Here is a 17,147-nt window from a genome sequence, read left to right on the forward strand (position 1 = left end):
TGGGCTGGTGACGCAGACCTCGACGCGGCCGGGCGGGACCGGACAGGCCGCCCCCGCGGCATCCGGAGCTGAAACCGGGAGGACAGCAGGCAGTTCGGGCAGTTCCCCCAGCCGGCCCTGGGTCAGCCGCCCTGCCGACGCCTTCACGGTCGAATCCCTGCTGGTACGGCTCCTGGGCAGCGCCCGCGGATGGCGCGACTACCCGCCGTCGCTGAGGCTGTGGTTTCTGCTGGTCCCCGTCCTGACCGCACTTACCGGCGGAATCCTCAGGTTTGTCCGGCTTGAGGCCCCACCGAAGCTGGTCTTCGACGAAACGTACTACGTCAAGGACGCATACTCCTACCTGGTCAGCGGCTACGAGCGCGGCTGGCCGGACAAAGCCAATGACGCGTTCAACGCCGGAAACCCGGGGGTGCTGCTGGACTCCCCCGAGTACGTGGTCCATCCGCCCGTGGGCAAATGGATGATCGCCGCCGGCATGGGGATCTTCGGCCCGGAGAACCCTTTTGGCTGGCGCTTCGCGGCAGCACTGACCGGCACACTGTCCATCCTGCTCCTGTCCCTGATTGCCCTGAAGCTCTTCCGGTCGCTTCCCCTGGCGGGGGCCGCCGGGCTCCTCCTTGCGGTGGACGGCCACCACCTGGTGATGTCCCGGACGTCGCTGCTGGACATCTTCCTGATGTTCTGGGTCCTGGCCGCCTTCGGGGCCCTCCTGTTGGACCGGGACAGCGGCCGGCGGCGGCTGGCGCTCCGGCTGGCGCGGGCCGCCGCAGACAACGGAGGGCGTCCGACGGCGGTCCAGCTGCTGTCCGGTCCGTGGCTGGGGATCCGCTGGTGGCGCGTGGCGGCGGGACTCTGCCTGGGGCTCGCCGTCGGGACCAAATGGTCTGGCCTGTTCTTCCTTGCCGGGTTCGGACTCCTCACTGTCTTGTGGGACCTCAACGCCCGGCGGGTTGCCGGCATCCGCGGCTGGATCAGTGGCGGCATCATCAAGGACGGGATTCCGGCGTTCCTCAGTATGGTGCCGGTGGCGGGGCTGGTGTACGCGGCATCGTGGACAGGCTGGTTCCGGTCCGATAATGCCTACTTCCGCCGGTGGGCGGAAAGCAACCCCTCTGCCGAATGGAACTGGCTTCCGGACGCTGTCCGCTCGCTGGCCCACTACCACCGGGAGGCCTACACCTTCCACCAGGGCCTTGGATCGGACCACCCGTACGAGGCAAGCGCCTGGAGCTGGCTGGTACTCGGCAGGCCGACGTCGTTCTTTTACGAAACGCCGCCGCAGGGCAGCCCGGGGTGCGCGGTGGAGAAATGCACCTCGGCCATCCTGTCCGTGGGAAACCCGCTGGTCTGGTGGGGCGCCGTCATTTCCCTGGTGGTCCTGCTGTTCTGGTGGGCCGGGCGGCGGGACTGGCGTGCCGGCGCCATACTGGCCGGCGTGGGCGCCGGCTACCTGCCGTGGTTCCTGTACCCCGAACGGACCATGTTCTACTTCTACGCGGTGTCCTTCGAGCCTTTCCTGATCCTGGCGCTCGTGTACTGCCTGGGCCTCGTCCTGGGCAGGGCCTCCGACCCGCCGTGGCGCCGCCGGTCAGGGCTGTACCTTGTGGCCCTGTTTATCGCTGCGGTGATCCTGCTGTCGGCGTTCTTTTATCCTGTCTGGACCGCGGAAACCATTCCCTACGACGCCTGGAAAGTCAGGATGTGGATGCCGTCCTGGATCTAGGGCAGGATGGCATCAGACCCCCAACTGAGCCGCTGCCGCGGCGTGGCAGCGGAACGGAGACCTGCTGTGAGAGAAGCAAGCACCGAACTGCTGGTTGAGCTTGACGCCGCCAGCAACGTGACCGACCTGCTCCTGGAGCAGCATGCCGCCAACCCTGCCCATGCCCTGTACCGGCGGAAGGGCCCGAACGGCTGGGTGGATGTCACGGCCGCCAAGTTCCTGCAGGACGTCAGCGCCCTGGCCAAGGGCCTGATTGCCGGCGGCATCGAGCCCGGCGACAAGGTTGCGGTCATGTCCCCCACTTCCTATGAGTGGACCCTGGTCGATTTCGCCGTCTGGTTCGCCGGCGGTGTAACGGTTCCCATCTACGAAACATCCTCCGCCCGGCAGGTGGAGTGGATCATCCAGGACGCGGGGGTGCGCCGCGTCCTTGCCGGGGACCGCGGCCTTGTCGCCCTGGTCACCGGGGTCCTGGCAGGCTCCGACGTCCTTCGGGACCGGCTCGTCAACGTGGTGAGGATGGATTACGACGGCGACGCGCCGGACCTTGCCAGCCTCGCCGCTGCCGGCACCGGGGTCACGGACGCGGAGCTTGAGCGTCACCGCAGCCAGGCCGGGCTGGACGATGTTGCCTCCCTCGTTTACACCTCAGGCACCACAGGCAATCCCAAGGGCTGCGAGATTACCCACGGGAACTTCGCCCTGGTGGCAAAGAACATCGTGGCGTTCCTTCCGGAGCTGCTGCTGCAGGATCAGGCGCGCACCCTGATGTTCCTTCCGCTGGCACACGTCCTGGCCCGCGCCGTGCAGGTTGTCTGCCTCACTGCGGGGGCCACCCTGGGACACACACCGAGAGCGGCGCAACTCCTTGAGGACCTGGGCTCGTTCCGGCCCACGTTCCTGCTGGTGGTGCCGCGGATCTTCGAGAAAGTCCGGGCCACCGCCGCCCACAAGGCAGCGCTGGCGGGCAAGGCCCGGCTTTTCAAAGCTGCATCAGTGACCGCCATGGAGTATTCACGGGAAGAAGACCTGCGCAACCGCGGCCAAGGCGACGGGCCCGGGCTGCTCTGCCGTGTACGGCACGCACTCTTCGACTGGCTGCTGTATCCCCGGCTTCGGCAGGCCCTGGGCGGGCAGGTGGGGTACACCGTATCCGGGGCCAGTCCCCTGTCCCTTGATGACGCCCACTTTTTCCGCGGCGCCGGGATCCCCGTGCTGGAGGGCTACGGACTGACCGAAACCACGGCACCGTGCACGGCCAACACACCGGCCAGGACGCGCGTGGGCTCAGTGGGCATCCCGGTCCCGGGCACCACCATCCGGGTGGCGGGAGATGGCGAGATCCTGGTCAAGGGAATTGGCGTCTTCAAGGGGTACCACAACAACCGGGCCGCGAACGCTGAGGCCTTCGTTGACGGGTTTTTCCGCACCGGCGACCTCGGGGAACTCGATGCGCAGGGGTTCCTCACCGTCACCGGCCGCAAGAAGGACCTGCTGGTCACGGCAGGCGGCAAGAACGTGGCTCCGGGCCCGCTCGAGGAGAAGCTCCGAGCCCACCAACTGGTGGGCCACGCCGTGGTGGTGGGCGACGGCAAACCCTTCGTCTCGGCCCTGGTGACCCTGGACCCGGAGGGCGTGGACAACTGGCGGTCCGAACGGGGCCTGCCCGCCCTTGCAGCGGGTGACGCGGTCAGCGATCCGGAAATCCGTGCGGCAGTCCAGGAGGCAGTGGACCACGCCAACCTGCTCGTGTCCAAGGCAGAGTCCATCCGCAGCTTCTCGCTCCTCAACGTCCAGTTCACCGTGGAGTCAGGACACCTGACGCCGTCCCTCAAACTGAAGCGGGCCGCCGTCGTGCGTGACTACGCCGATGAGATCGCCAGACTGTACGCCTAAGGCGCAGTCCCCCGGCCTCGCCCGCCACGTTCCGGGGCTTAGTCCTGAACCGCCGCCGGTGCCGCCCCATCCTTGGCCAGGCCGCGCCGCCGGCGGGTGGGCCAGGTGAGGACCAGGGTCACAAGTGAGGCCAGCAGCACCAGTCCCGCTATGACCATGCCGGCATCAATCCAGAACTGGCCGGGGAACAACCGGATCAGGGTGTCGTCCAGGCTGAAGGTCCAGGACCCGTCGGCGAAGAAGATGCGGTGGAACTCGGTAAAGAACTGCTGCCAGCCCAGCACGGCCAGGGTGCCCAGGCCCAGGATGATGACCAGGGTGATGATGGAGCCCGCGAACAGGCCCCTCCGGACTCCGCCCGTGCTTCGCTTGCGGAGGTAAAGGATGGCCACAACGCTGAACAGAACCAGCAGGACGCCGGCGCCGAACGTGGACAGGATCACCAGTTTGACGTCCGCCATGTGGCTCACCTCGCCGTCCTTGAACAGCTTGTCGCCGCTGCGGTGCACCAGGTCCCCGAGGTAGCGGGGGCCGGACCAGTTGCTCAGGTAATCCACGGCGTAGGAGCCGTACGTCATCCGGTCCTCCGTGCTGAAGCCGTATCCGTCGCCGGGGAACCCGGGCCGGTTGTACTCCACCCACAGGAACAACGGGCTGGTCACCGCCCGGACAGCCAGGATCAGCAGGACCAGCGGGAAGAAGACGGCGAGCAGGACCTGCATCACCCGGGGCGCCACAGGCTTGGCGTTGGCGGCACTCTCCCGCTGGGCATTGCGGCGTTCCACCTCTTCCTCCGGCGGGCGGACCTGCAGCGCGGAGGTAGGGAGCGGTTCCTTGAAGACCGGAGAGCTGTCCTCCCCGGGGGCCTCAGCGGCGGCTTCAGCGGCTTTCCGGTCCGCCCTGCTCTCCGGCTGGATGGATCCCTTCCGGCTGGCGGGGGCGGGTTCTGCGCCGCCCGCAACGGCTGAGCCCCGGGCAGCAGCGGAAGAAGCACCAGCGGCATGGCCTGCGGAGCCGCCGTCCAGGGTGGAGGCGCCACCAGCGGTGGAAGATGCAGCGGCCGGGCTGTCAGCGGGTGAAGGGGCAACGGGTGAGGAGGAGGACCCCGCTGCTGAACCGGAGCCCTTCCCTGCGGGGGCCAGCCAGGAAAAAGCGGGCTCGTCGGAGTCCCCGGACGTGTCCAGGTGGTGTTCCGGCTGCGGCCCGGCGCTCTTGGCGCGGGCCGGTGTTTCGTCTTTCACAGCAGCGTCACTTCCGTCGTTTTTCCGCGCCGGGCCGGGCTCAGCTGGCGCGCTTATCTGGTGTCGAGCCTACCTTCCGGGCCGTGGGCTGGACGAGGAACCACCCCGGCGGAATTACAACGATTCAGGCAGCGATTCCCGTGTAGCCCGCGTCCTCGCGCCGCAGGTCCCCACGTTCTCCCGCGAGGTAGGCGGGCCTGCCCCACCTCAGCACATAGAACCAGTACGCGGCCAGGACGGCGGCTCCGATCCCGATCTTGGCCCACACCGGCAGCGGGCTGGGGGTGACGAACCCTTCAACCAGACCGGAGGCAAACAGCACAAGGACCAGTCCAAGGGCCACAGTAATCAGGGACCTGCCTTCCTCGGCAACAGCCCGTCCCCTGGTCCGCGGGCCCGGTGACACCATGGCCCAGAAGATCCGCAGGCCGGCCGCGCAGGCAATGAACACGGCGGTGAGTTCCATCAGGCCGTGCGGCAGGATGTAGCTGAAGAAGACGTCGCTCTTGCCGGCGGCGGCGAAAATCCCGGCCGCAACGCCAACCCCCTGGGCGTTGCTGAACAGGATCATCGGCACCCAGAAACCCGTAATACCCAGCGCTACGGCCTGCGCGCTGATCCAGGCGTTGTTGGTCCAGACAGCACCGGCAAAGGACGCGGCCGGGTTTTCAGAGTAGTAGTTGATGAAGTCTTCCTCAACGTACTGCCTGGCCGCCGCCTCGGTGGCCACTGCCCGCAGCGCCTCGGGCGACGTGCCGATCCACAGCGCGTACGCCGCGCCAATGAGGATGAATACCGCACCACAGGCCAGCGTGAGCCAGGTCAACCGGTACAACGCGGCCGGAAGGGCCACCACGAAAAAGCGCGCCAGGTCCGCCGGCACGTTGGACCTGGCCCCGGTGAAGCGGGTCCTGGCCTGCGCCAGCGTGGCGGAGAGCGAGGCGGACAGTCCGCTTTCGGGTGCGATGGACCTGATCAGGGAGAGGTGGGAGGACGTGGACTGGTACAGCGCCAGCAGCTCATCGGCCTCGCGCCCGTTGAGCCTGCCCTTGGAGGCGAGCTCGTGCAGCCGTGCCCACTTGTCCGCGTTGGCTGCGGAAAACGCGTCCATATCCACGCGACCAGCCTAGCGCCACCACACTAGACTTTGAGCGACCGCACCGGGAGGGCGGTGGAACGGGGAAGAACAGTGAGTTCGATCATCACCGGCGAGGCCGTGGTCCTGGAGTTGAGGCCGGCGTCCTTTGCCGCCCGTGCGCTTGGGCTGCTCCTGGATGTGGCCTTCAATATCGTCCTGCTCGTGGCGATCCTGATCGGACTTGCCGCTGCCGGCGAGGACCTCGATGAGGCTGCCGCACGTGCCCTGACCCTGGCCAGCGTGGTCTTTTGCCTGGTCATCGTTCCCGTGGCCGTTGAAACGCTGAGCCGCGGCCGCTCCCTGGGGAAGCTCGCCACCGGCCTCCGGGTGGTCAGGGACGACGGTGGTGCCATCCGCTTCCGGCACGCCGTCATCCGCGGACTGACCGGGTTCCTGGAGATCTACCTGACCTTCGGCGGCGTGGCGCTGACGGTTGCGCTTTTCAATGACAGGTCGCGGCGGCTGGGTGACCTGATGGCCGGAACCTATGCCGTCCGCACCCGCGTGCCGGTGGAGCAACCGGTTCCGGTGTTTGTGCCGCAGCGGCTCCGGGCGTGGGCCGCGGCTGCCGACATTGGAAGGATTCCCGATGCGACGGTACGGAGGGCCTCCCAGTTCATCCGGCAGGCGGGGAGGATGGCGCCCCTGTCCCGGGCCGGGATGGCCGGGGCCATCGCCACGGAACTGTCCGCGCATGTGGCCCCGCCGCCGCCCCCGGGGACCAGCCCGGACGACTACCTTGCCGCCGTCGTCGCTGAACGCCGGAGCAGGGAGCTGGCAAGGCTGACGCAGGCACGCCGGCGCAACACGGAGATCGGCGAGCGGCTGCAGCGGCTGCCCTTCGGCAGCTGACGTTAGTTGTCGTACTCGCTCCACGGGATGTTCCAGTCGCCGAACCCGTCATCATGGGCGGCGTAGTCCCCCTCGGTGTTCACGATCTGTACCACGTCGCCGGTGCCCATGTTGTCGAAGACCCAGGCGGCGCCGTCGGGAGCGAACCCAATGCAGCCATGCGAAACATTCGCGTTGCCGATGAACGGATAGGCAGACTCCAGGGCCTGGTGGATGTAGGCGCCGCTGAGGGTGAGGCGGATGGTGTACTCCACGTCCACGTCCCCGTAGTAGGCAGGATCGTCCGGCTTGAGCCCGATGCTTGAGGCCCGGAAGTGGTCGTAGCGCTTCTTTTCCATCAGCACCCCGTAGCCGCGTGCGGACGGGAAGCGCTGGTCCCCCATGCTGACGGGCAGGGTCTTGATCACCTGGTCATTGACGCTCAGCGTAAAGGTGTGCGCGGCGGAGTCTGCCACCGCCACCTTCTTGTCGCCGATGGAGATGTTCACCTTCTTGTTGAAGTTGGCGATCTGCCCATTGCCGAGGTCAACGCCAAACAGTTTCATGTCCATGGCGATGGTGGAGTTGGCAGCCCAGAAGTTCTCGGGGCGGTACCGGACCATGGTGTCGCTGTGCCAGTGGAAGGCGCCTGTTTGGCCGGCACTGCTGGTAATGGTGATGGCCTTCTCCACGGCCTCACGGTTGACCACGGGCTCGCTGAAGATGACCTGCAGCGGCTGGCCGACACCCACCTTCATGCCGTCGAGGGGGTAGATGGCGGCGTCCGCCTCATGGGAGCTGGAGACGGTGCTGAAAGACTGCGTTGTACTGGTCTCCCGCCCCGCACCGTCCTTGACCACGTATGTGTAGCTGTAGTCCGTGTTAAATTTCAGGGGGCCCGCGGCGGTCCACCCGGTTCCCTGGGAGTCGATGGCGCCCTCCACGGTCTCGCCGCCGGTGCTGGTGAGGGTGACGCGTTCGATGGTTCCGTTGCTGACCTTCAGGGACACCGGAGCCGCCGGGTTGACCTGCTTCGCCCCGTTGGCCGGCGCAGCGTCGAACGTGACCGGAGCCACCACTGGAGCTGCGATGCCCGGCGTTGTCCTCACGGAGGAGCTGGCCTCGGACTCAATGGTGCTGCGGGCGATGTCCGGCGCGACGGCGGCGAAGACCCCGCCGACGGCAGCGAGGAGGCAGACGGCTGCCACCACAAGGATCTTTTTCATTCGACCGGGACGGCGGGACGGGACTTCGGGCTCCATATTTTGATCCTAGGCGCAGAAAGTAACGGCCCGGGCGCTCTGGGCACCCGGGCGCTTTACTTCTTAGTAACGATAGTGCTCGGGCTTGTAGGGACCTGCGACGTCGAGATCCAGGTACGCTGCCTGCTCCTTCGACAGCTCGGTCAGTTCCACGCCAAGCGCGTCCAGGTGCAGCCGGGCGACCTTCTCGTCAAGGATCTTCGGCAGCACGTAGACCTGGTTCCCGTACTCGCGCTCCCCTTCCGGCTGGCTGCTCTTGGTGAAGAGCTCAATCTGCGCAATCGTCTGGTTGGCGAAGGAGTTGCTCATCACGAACGAAGGGTGGCCGGTAGCGTTGCCGAGGTTCAGCAGGCGCCCTTCGGAGAGGACGATGATGGACCGTTCCCGGTCCGTTCCCTCGTCCAGCACCCACTCGTGCACCTGCGGCTTGATTTCCACCTTCCGGATGCCGGGGATACGTGCCAGTCCGGCCATGTCGATCTCGTTGTCGAAGTGGCCGATGTTGCCCACGATCGCCTTGTCGCGCATCGCGGCCATGTGCTCGGCCAGGATGACGTCCTTGTTGCCGGTGGTGGTGATGAAGATGTGGCCCTCGCTGAGGACGGATTCCAGTTTGGCGACCTGGTACCCGTCCATGGCTGCCTGGAGTGCGCAGATGGGATCGATTTCGGTGACGATGACGCGGGAACCCTGGCCGCGGAAAGCCTCCGCCGCGCCCTTGCCGACGTCGCCGTAGCCGCAGACGACGGCAATCTTGCCGCCCATCAGGACATCTGTGGCGCGGTTGATGCCGTCCGGCAGGGAGTGCCGGATACCGTACTTGTTGTCGAATTTGCTCTTGGTGACGGAGTCGTTGACGTTGATGGCCGGGAACAGCAGCTTGCCCTGCTCCGCGAGCTGGTAGAGGCGGTGCACGCCGGTGGTGGTTTCCTCCGTGACGCCCAGCAGGCGGGAGCCTATCCGGGTCCACTTCTGCGGGTCCGCCTGCAGCGAGGCGCGCAGCACCTCGAGGAAAACGCGGCCTTCCTCAGACTCGTCGTCGGCTGCGGCCGGGACGGCACCAAGGGCCTCGAATTCGGCTCCCTTGTGGACCAGCATGGTGGCGTCTCCGCCGTCGTCGAGGATCATGTTCGGGCCGAGGTCAGGGTTGCTGTCCGCGCCCGGCCAGGTGAGGATCTGCTCGGCGGTCCACCAGTACTCCTCCAGCGTCTCGCCCTTCCAGGCGAACACGGGCACACCCTGGGGGTCCTCGACGGTTCCGTTTCCGACCACCACGGCCGCGGCAGCCTCGTCCTGGGTGGAGAAGATGTTGCAGGAGGCCCAGCGGACCTCGGCGCCGAGAGCGGTGAGCGTCTCGATCAGCACGGCGGTCTGCACGGTCATGTGCAGGGATCCGGCGATCCGGGCGCCCTTGAGCGGCTGGGTGGGGCCGAATTCGGCGCGGAGCGACATCAGGCCCGGCATCTCGTGCTCGGCAAGGCGGATCTGGTGCCGGCCGGCTTCCGCCAGGGTGATATCGGCAACCTTGTAATCAAAAGTCATGGGTAATCCTTCGTCCTGTCCGGAGTGCTGTTGGTTCCGGTGTTGCTGTGTAAAGTTCGACGGCGGCCGTGGCGCCTGCGTTCCGGCCGGCCCGTTCGCTACTACGTGGCTTGGCCCGTTCCGGGGGCTGAATCGTGCTGGTCCGATCCTGCCGCGGTGGCTGCTGCCAGCAGCTCGGGCGGCAGAAGGAGCGGTATGCCGTCCTCGATGACGTAGCGCGGCTTCACTCCGGATTCCCCGGCGGCGGCCGCCACCAGTTCCTCGCCTTCCTGTACCAGGGCCGAACCCGTGACGGGACAGCGGAGGACGGACAGCAGCTCAGGACTGATATGTGGCATTCTTGGTGCTCCCTGGCGGGCGCGCTCGCGCCGGTAGCGGACTGGTGTGCAGCTACCAGCCTACCGCCAGAGGATGTCAGGAGGGTTCACGCAGGATGCGCAGGTGCCCCCTGCGGGTGCCTTCGGCGCCGGCCGGTGCTTCCAGCGCGGAATGGGGCGCGCGCTGCGCCGGCGGCTGCTGTCCCTGGGCCGGGAGGGCCGCGGCATCCCGCACCGCATTGGCAAGGGCCAGGAGGTCGTCGGGGCCGGGCTGCTGGGGCGTTGACGGCATGGCAAGCCGGAGGACTTCCCAGCCACGGGGAACGGTCAGCGAGTCAGCGTGCTGCTCGCACAGGTCGTAGCAATGCGGCTCCGCGAAAGTGGCCAGGGGGCCAAGGACGGCGGTGGAGTCTGCGTAGACGTACGTCAGGGTAGCCACCGCTGACTGGCGGCAGGCAGATCTTGAACACTGACGGATAGCTCCCACGACATCACAGACTACTCGGTGTCCGCGCCAAAACCGTGCATTGCCCGCCCGACCCGACGCGTCCCTGCCGCGGGGAGAATATATCGCATAAATGTTCCCCCGGGTTTAGAGTCGATGTATGCAGTCATCGAACCAGAAATCAGGTTTCACGGTCCGGTTGGCTGGTCCGGATGCCCCCGGGAATCCGGGCACCGGCTCCTCCGGCAAAAGCTTCATGATGCGCCGCCGGAACCGCCACGGACGCGGGCTCCGCGGGGAGGTCATGCTCCCCACACACCCCGGATACCGGACGCGCTCGGACCGGTTTGATGACATGGTGCTGGATTCCGCGCAGCGGCTGCACGACATCTGGGGCAAGACGCTCGACGGCGTCCGGTTCGGCGTCGATGAGATCCCGCCCGACCTCGAACAGCTGGCCGCCAACTCCGCGTCGGCGCCCATGGGGTCCTACACTCCCGCCGCGGACGGCGAAGGGCCCATGATCACGGTGTACCGGCGCGTGGTGGAACACGGCTGCCCCGGCCCCGAAGAGCTCCAGGACCTGGTCCATGACGTTGTGGTGGAGCACACGGCCGAGATGCTCGGAGTGGCTCCGGAAACCCTGGACCCCGTCTACCGCCGCCGGTACTGATCCGGCCTGCAGCGGCCGGAAGTTGGTTCAGCGGCTGGGGCCGTTAGTAGCTAAGGGTGACGGGCACTGTTTCCTGGCCGGCCGCCGCCGCCAGGAACGCCAGCGTGGAGATATCGTTCCTTCCGTCCTGCTGGACCAGCACGGAGCCATAGGCGGCGTCCCCTGACGCTGACACCACGTATCCCACCACGTCGGCGTCGCCATCCTTTTCCGGCACTGCGATGGAGGACGTCGTCCCGCCGGCAATATCGGCGGTGGCCGGTGCCCTTACTTTTCCGTCGGACGTGATGGCGGAGTACGTGATGGTTGCCCTGGCGTCCAGGGCACCGAACACCAGGCTGCGGATCCCGCCCTGGGGAACCGGAACGACGTGCTGGCTGCCAAGCCGCACTCCGGCGGCCGCCCAGGCAACGTCCGAGGCCTGGTCTTCCTGGAGCCCGCGGGTGACACGGGAAGCGGCGACAAACGAAACGTCCGAGGAAGCAGCCACCGTGTACTGCCCGGCCGGGACACCTGCGAGGGAGACCTCGGTGACGGCGCCGGCCTTTGCGGTGATGACCCCGCCCGAAGGCAGGGCCTCCTGTCCGTCACGCCCGTACATCCGGACTTCCACCACTGCATCCGAAGGGCCTGGAACTGTCAGATGGAGCGCCGGTCCTGCGTCCTCGTATCCTGGCTTTCCGGTCAGTTGGGCCAGTCCTGCAGGGTCCTGGATGTCCACACCCGTCATGACCTGCCGCACGGCCGGAGCCGCTCCCGGGGCAATGAAGTCGACTCCTCCGGGGGTGAGGCCCCTCAGGACACTCTGCTGGATGACGGCAGCCACGGGGCCTCCGGCACTTCGGACACGGACGCTCAGCTGCGCCTCGCCCGGGGCCAGGCCGGCAAGGACCACGGCCCGCGAGCTGCCTGGCGCAACCAGCAGGCCCCTGCTGCCGGGTGCCTGGATCTGGCCCTTTGCGCCGAAAAGTTCCAGGCTCACCGTGGCGGGGGTGGTGGAGGCGTTGGTCAACACCAGCACTGATGCCCGGCCCACGGTGGTGCTTGCCCCCGCTATCCACTGGTCATTCGAGGGCTGGTGGCAGTTCGAGGCCGCAGTGCCCTGAAGGTCGCCATCGGTGGCGGTGAACTTCATCACCGCTGCAGCTGAGGCTTTTTGGTTCGCCAGTGCGTCGGCGCTCAGCACGCTCACCTGCTCCACGGGTCGGGACACCACTGCGCCCGCCAGGAGTTCCTGCGGCGCCCCGGCGGAAGCACCCTGGCTTGGCCCTTCGGAGATGTCCACGGCGGTTGTCCCGTCCAGCTGGGACAGGCGGCTGGCCGGCAGGACCCCTGCCGCACCGAGCACCGCGCCCGTCACTGCGCTGGCCGCGGTGGCTGATACCGGACTGAACTGGGGGTCGGTGCCTGCTTCTGTGCCCTCCAGCAGCCGGGCCGGTCCCGGACAAACGCCCACACTCGCCCCGGCGGGGACGGCTGCCGCTGCGGCAGCTACCACACGGCTCGATTCCGGGGACGGCAGCAGCGATCCCCCCGCCACTACCGCCCCCGCGCCGGCGAGGATCATAGCCGCGGACGCCAGCCCCACGAACGCCGTTTTGCGTCCCCGCGGTACGGGCCGCTGACCCGTATCCGCCGTGGTTTCCGGGTGCGCTGTGCTTGCGTCCTCCAGCGGCTTGCCGGCGTCGCCGGAGGACTGGGCCTCCGGCGACGCCGGCGGCGTCGTGTGCTCATGCATTCTGGTGTTCCTTACGCAGGGAGCCCTCGTCCCGGGAGATGCCGGTCCGTGGCCTCCTGGCCGGCATTGGTATGGCGAGCAGGACCGTCAGGCCGATCACCGCGATCTGTGCAATGGCCGTCCACAGGGCCCAGGGGTTTTCATAGCGGACGGTGAGCTGGCCACCTGTTGCGGGAAGCGTGAAGGCCTGCGACCAGCCTGACGTGGTCGCAGTCAATTTCCGGCCGTCAAGCCAGGCGGTCCAGCCGGCATCGGCTCGTTCGGCAAGCACCACGAGGCGGCCTTCAGGACCGGCCGGAACCGGGGCGTCCACGTCGCTGTAGCCGGAGGGAACCAGGCCGATGGCAGCACCGCTTCCATCGACGATACGTACCCGGTGTGCAACGTCTGCGGCCTGCAGGGCCGGCTGGTTCAGCGGGGTGATCCGCCAAAGCCAGCCCACATCGGTTTGGCCCACGGCAACAAGGCCCGGTACCGCGTCCACCCGGCTGGCCGTCAGCTGGGCAGCCGTGTCAGCGGAGCGCAGGACAACAAACCCTACGCCCAGCTGTTCGAGGTCGTTCCGCGGGTCGACGCCCTGGCCTGCGACGACCGTTGCCACCACACGGCGCACGGCCGCGGTGACATCGTCGTCGTCACGAATGGTCTCGGCACCCGGGCTTCCGATGATGTTCCGCGCGGAAGCAATCGTGGAGAGGCTGTCCAGGGTGGTTCCGGCGCCGCGCATCAGTGATGCGTCGAACGTCCCGTTGTCCCGTGTGCTGATCAGCAGAGTGCGTGATTGCTCAGGCCCGGTTCCGCGGTCAATGGCGGTGGCAGGCAGGGTGCGCGGGTTGGTGGCCTCCACCAACCGGGGGGTTCCGAGCAGGCCGGCGGCTTCGGGGGTTTGGCTGCCTGGGGCTTCGGCGCCCGGGGAGGCCGTCCCCGTGCCGGCAGCGGACGCCGTGGCAGGGCGCAGCAGGTTCTGGGCTGACCATGCAGCCATTCCGGCCAGGGGCCCCGCGAGCAGGATGACCATGCCGACGGCGGTGGCGGACCGAAGGGCGGCCCGGCGCTTGGCGCTGCCGCTGGCCCCTCCCCGGTGCGCCATGGACAGCAGACGCTCCGCTCCGAGGATGCCTGCCGCCAAGAGTGCGAAAGCCGCAGCAGACACTGCCGGCCCAGTGAACGGAGTGACCAGGTTCTGGGCGTTGACGGCAGTGGCCACGTGGCCTGCCAGCCAGCTGCCTCCCAGGGCAAGGATCCCTGCCACCCAAAAACCCCTCGCCATCGCGGCACGGTGCCCGGGTACCACCAGTCCGGCGACGGCCAGCGCCAGCACCGGGGCGGCGACCAGGAGTGCCAGCACCAGCGCCCACGGTACTGTGCCGCCGGCAAAGGACGGAAGCCCGGCGAGGCCGCCCTGCGGGTCAAACCGCAGCGGCTGGCCCAGCACCTGCTGCCACAGCGGCGCTGCGTCAAAGGCGAGCGGCAGGCCGGGATCGGCCAGTAAGGCCCGGGGTCTGTCCAGGACGGAGAGTCCGAAAGGGATGAATAAGGCCGCGGTGGGCAGCAGGGCCCACCAGACCGTCCGGCCGCGGCGTCCGGGCAGGAAGCCGCAGAGCACGACCACCACGGTAGCCGGAAGCAGGAGTGAAGGTGCCGATGCAACAACGACTGCCAGTGCAAGGCCGGCCGCGGCCGCGGCGGTCCAGGATGGCGTGCCGTTGATACCGGGCCTGACGGGGGGCCTCTCGCCGGGACGGCCTTCGGCGGGGGAAGGCAGCGTGAAGCGGCCATGGCCAACTGCGGAGCCGGTGGCCCGCAGCAGCGCCAGGACCACCAGGGGAAGCATGATGTGGGCAACCAGCGCCCCTGCCCTGCCCTGGTTGAGCGCGACCTGGAGTGCAGGTGCCGCAGCCCAGAGGAGGGCGGCCGCCAGCCGGAGCCGGCGGCGGACAGTCAGCCCGCCAGCGGCGAACCATGCCGTGAGCCCGGACAGCGGCGTGGCGAGCAGGAGCAGCCAGGCCATGGCGGGGTTGGCATCGCCTCCGCCCAGGATCCCGAGGATCCACAGGACGTAGCCGAAGGGGTCTCCCAGCCCGGGCAGCCCTGCCCCCAGGGTGATCCACCAGCTGGAAGCGTGGTGCCAAATGTCGCCGAGGCTGGCGGCGACAGGAATGAGCGCACCGCCGGAAACGGCGTCGGCACGGAAGAGCCCGGTCAGGCCCAGGAGCGAGGCCACGGACGAAACGATGACCACAGCCAGGGCGCCGTTGCCCACCCATCCGCGCTTTGTGGTGGCCAAGGCAGCAAAGTCGTCCGAGGCATCGCCAGTGGGCTGGTGCGCCAACGGATCCTGTTCAAGCTCGTCCGTCGGGGAAGTGTCCGAGCCGAGCGCCTCCATCAGGGACCGCCGGTGGCTCCAGACTTCGCGCCTGGGGGTTTGGAGCTTGCGGATCACGGAACGGCGGATGCGGCGGGTCCGGCGGGCACTGCGGCGGGCCCTCGCCACTGCGCGCGGCCTTCCGAGGGCCCCGCAGGTGGCAACCACCTGTGACAGGCCGTGCCCAGGATCCTTGATCAGGATGCTCAGCACGAGTTTGAAGAGGCTGCCCAGGAGTGCCCCGGCCCCATGGACCGGCACCATCCATGGTGGTGAATGCTTCAGGCGCAGGTGGACCTGGGCTTTCCGGGCCGCCGCCGCGTTGCCCAGTGCCTGAGGCCGGTGCGCAACATGGAACACGCGGGCCGCGGGCACCACGACGACGCGGTGCCCGGCCAGCCGGTTGCGCCAGCAGAAGTCGACGTCGTCGCCGCTGCCGGGCAAGGCAGGGTCGAAACCGCCCAAGTGCTCCCAAATGTCACGGCGGACAAGCATGCCCGCGGAGTTGACGGCGAAGGTATCGCTGCGGCCGTCGTACTGCCCCTGGTCGAGTTCATCGGCGTCGATCAGGGTGAGCCGCTCGGCCCATCGGCTGGTGGACAGGCCGACGTCGATGAGCTTGCGTTCCGCGTGCCAGTCCAGCTGCTTGCACCCTGCGACCGTGACCGAGGGCGCCCGTTCAACAGCGCTGAGCAGTTCGGCCAGTGCTTGCGGAGCAGGTGCTGCATCATCGTGAAGCAGCCAGATCCACTCCGGTTTGTCCGGCGCGGCACTCCCCCGCCATGGAGCCAGTTCGGCGAGCACGGCGGAAACGGCCGCCCCCATGCCGCCTTTGCCGCGCTGCTGGCTGATCACATTGGCTTCGCCCAGGGCCCGCTGCAGGAGGACCCTGGAGTCATCCCGTGATCCGGCGTCGACGCCGATTGCATAGTCCGCGGGCCGGGTCTGGCCCGCCAGGGCTGCAAGTGTCCTGGGCAGATAGGCACTGCCGTTGTGGGCGACCACAACGGCAGTGACGTGAACATCCTGGTGAATTAGATTGCTCGCTTCCTAAGCCGCCGGCGCTCACGCTCGGAAAGGCCTCCCCAGATGCCGAACCGTTCGTCGTTTGCCAGCGCGTATTCAAGGCACTGCGAGCGCACATTGCAGGCTCCGCAGACTTTTTTGGCATCCCGCGTGGAGCCGCCCTTTTCAGGGAAGAATGCCTCGGGGTCAGTCTGGGCGCACAAGGCGTCTGTTTGCCAGCCGAGCTCACCTTCGTCGTCGAAATCCGGCTGGAAGGGCAGCCCGATCCACACCGGCTGACTTGCGCCACCGGCTGCAAGTTCCATGGGCGGGTCGAGGTCATCCTCTGACTCCGGGCCACCGTCAAGCAGCGCCTCATGGGCGGCGAGGAATGCAGTGGCCTGGTCCTCCAGGACGCCGCCCGCATTCCTGTTGTACCGATCGGCAGCATCAGGATCGGCGGGGTCCACGTACCAATCGCTTGGCACCCCCCGGGCGCGGTACTTTGCCGTTGCCTGACCGGCCACGACGGCATCTTCCTGGATACGCTCTGCTTGCCCCATCGGCGACCCTCCTGATTTGCAGCTACTGCCTGGATACGCGGCACTCGGTTGTGTGCCGGCATTTACGCAGTTGCCTTTAGGTATCTAATTACACGTGTGTAACTTGGGCGAGTCAAGCTGCCGCCGGATAATAATCACTCCGGATGGCGAACGCGGCGTACGCCACGCCCGGGAATTGATAACGACGGCACGGCGCGGCTGGCGAGGAACTCCGAATACTTCCGGGCGGCGGCCCACTTCGCCACCAACGGCGGGAAAATTACCGGCAAAAACGCAAAATAGCAAGCAGGCTGAGCATCCCCTGTGATTAATGTCACTCCACCTTGTGGGGGTCCGGTTCATCTGCCAAGCGTGTCCCACGTCAGCCGGTCCCACGTCCACCGTGACTGGCCATCCTCCCGGTGG

The 17,147-nt window shown here is 67.6% G+C and carries 13 protein-coding genes; 4 read left to right on the top strand and 9 right to left on the bottom strand.

What is annotated here, in order from left to right; translation table 11 throughout:
• The first annotated feature begins 7 nt into the window (after positions 1 to 7).
• On the top strand, positions 8 to 1,726 hold the full coding sequence (locus tag IEX33_RS11450) for a dolichyl-phosphate-mannose--protein mannosyltransferase (RefSeq protein ID WP_188730293.1): 1,719 nt from the start codon (positions 8 to 10) through the stop codon (positions 1,724 to 1,726).
• A gap of 66 nt (positions 1,727 to 1,792) precedes the next feature.
• Positions 1,793 to 3,622, top strand: coding sequence for an AMP-dependent synthetase/ligase (locus IEX33_RS11455; protein WP_188730296.1), 1,830 nt, complete (start codon positions 1,793 to 1,795; stop codon positions 3,620 to 3,622).
• A gap of 38 nt (positions 3,623 to 3,660) precedes the next feature.
• Here the strand turns inward: IEX33_RS11455 and IEX33_RS11460 are convergent, their stop codons facing one another.
• Positions 3,661 to 4,863: a TIGR01906 family membrane protein gene (locus tag IEX33_RS11460; protein WP_188730298.1), complete on the bottom strand. Its 1,203-nt coding sequence runs from the start codon at positions 4,861 to 4,863 to the stop codon at positions 3,661 to 3,663.
• A gap of 124 nt (positions 4,864 to 4,987) precedes the next feature.
• Positions 4,988 to 5,980: a stage II sporulation protein M gene (locus IEX33_RS11465; RefSeq protein ID WP_188730299.1), complete on the bottom strand. Its 993-nt coding sequence runs from the start codon at positions 5,978 to 5,980 to the stop codon at positions 4,988 to 4,990.
• A 72-nt stretch (positions 5,981 to 6,052) separates the two neighbouring features.
• Between IEX33_RS11465 and IEX33_RS11470 the strand changes: the two genes are divergently transcribed.
• Positions 6,053 to 6,853: an RDD family protein gene (locus IEX33_RS11470; protein ID WP_188730301.1), complete on the top strand. Its 801-nt coding sequence runs from the start codon at positions 6,053 to 6,055 to the stop codon at positions 6,851 to 6,853.
• 2 nt (positions 6,854 to 6,855) lie between these two features.
• Here the strand turns inward: IEX33_RS11470 and IEX33_RS11475 are convergent, their stop codons facing one another.
• From IEX33_RS11475 to IEX33_RS11490, 4 genes are all read right to left on the bottom strand, one after another.
• Positions 6,856 to 8,094 carry a L,D-transpeptidase gene (locus IEX33_RS11475; protein ID WP_188730303.1) on the bottom strand — a complete coding sequence of 413 codons (1,239 nt, stop codon included), beginning with the start codon at positions 8,092 to 8,094 and terminating at the stop codon, positions 6,856 to 6,858.
• A 63-nt stretch (positions 8,095 to 8,157) separates the two neighbouring features.
• The gene (gene ahcY / locus IEX33_RS11480) at positions 8,158 to 9,636 is read right to left on the bottom strand and encodes an adenosylhomocysteinase (RefSeq protein WP_104185354.1); all 1,479 of its coding nucleotides are present in this window, start codon (positions 9,634 to 9,636) and stop codon (positions 8,158 to 8,160) included.
• A gap of 101 nt (positions 9,637 to 9,737) precedes the next feature.
• The gene (locus IEX33_RS11485; protein WP_188730305.1) at positions 9,738 to 9,974 is read right to left on the bottom strand and encodes a hypothetical protein; all 237 of its coding nucleotides are present in this window, start codon (positions 9,972 to 9,974) and stop codon (positions 9,738 to 9,740) included.
• Between the two features lie 76 nt (positions 9,975 to 10,050).
• Positions 10,051 to 10,440 (bottom strand): DUF3499 domain-containing protein, encoded by a 390-nt coding sequence (locus tag IEX33_RS11490; protein WP_188730308.1) that lies wholly within the window; start codon positions 10,438 to 10,440, stop codon positions 10,051 to 10,053.
• 118 nt (positions 10,441 to 10,558) lie between these two features.
• On the opposite strand from IEX33_RS11490, the gene IEX33_RS11495 reads away from it, so the two are divergent.
• Positions 10,559 to 11,071 carry a metallopeptidase family protein gene (locus tag IEX33_RS11495; RefSeq protein ID WP_188730310.1) on the top strand — a complete coding sequence of 171 codons (513 nt, stop codon included), beginning with the start codon at positions 10,559 to 10,561 and terminating at the stop codon, positions 11,069 to 11,071.
• 43 nt (positions 11,072 to 11,114) lie between these two features.
• Here IEX33_RS11495 and IEX33_RS11500 read toward each other — a convergent pair whose 3' ends face one another.
• Genes IEX33_RS11500 through IEX33_RS11510 form a run of 3 tightly spaced genes read right to left on the bottom strand, consistent with a single transcriptional unit; the run spans position 11,115 to position 16,742 of the window.
• The gene (locus IEX33_RS11500; protein ID WP_188730312.1) at positions 11,115 to 12,809 is read right to left on the bottom strand and encodes a DUF5719 family protein; all 1,695 of its coding nucleotides are present in this window, start codon (positions 12,807 to 12,809) and stop codon (positions 11,115 to 11,117) included.
• Positions 12,802 to 16,179: a glycosyltransferase family 2 protein gene (locus IEX33_RS11505; protein WP_188730314.1), complete on the bottom strand. Its 3,378-nt coding sequence runs from the start codon at positions 16,177 to 16,179 to the stop codon at positions 12,802 to 12,804. The genes IEX33_RS11500 and IEX33_RS11505 overlap by 8 nt, the downstream gene beginning before the upstream one ends.
• Before the next feature lie 29 nt (positions 16,180 to 16,208).
• On the bottom strand, positions 16,209 to 16,742 hold the full coding sequence (locus tag IEX33_RS11510) for a WhiB family transcriptional regulator (RefSeq protein ID WP_188730316.1): 534 nt from the start codon (positions 16,740 to 16,742) through the stop codon (positions 16,209 to 16,211).
• Between the last annotated feature and the right edge of the window lie 405 nt (positions 16,743 to 17,147).

Source organism: Pseudarthrobacter scleromae, from assembly GCF_014644515.1.
Lineage (GTDB): Bacteria > Actinomycetota > Actinomycetes > Actinomycetales > Micrococcaceae > Arthrobacter > Arthrobacter scleromae.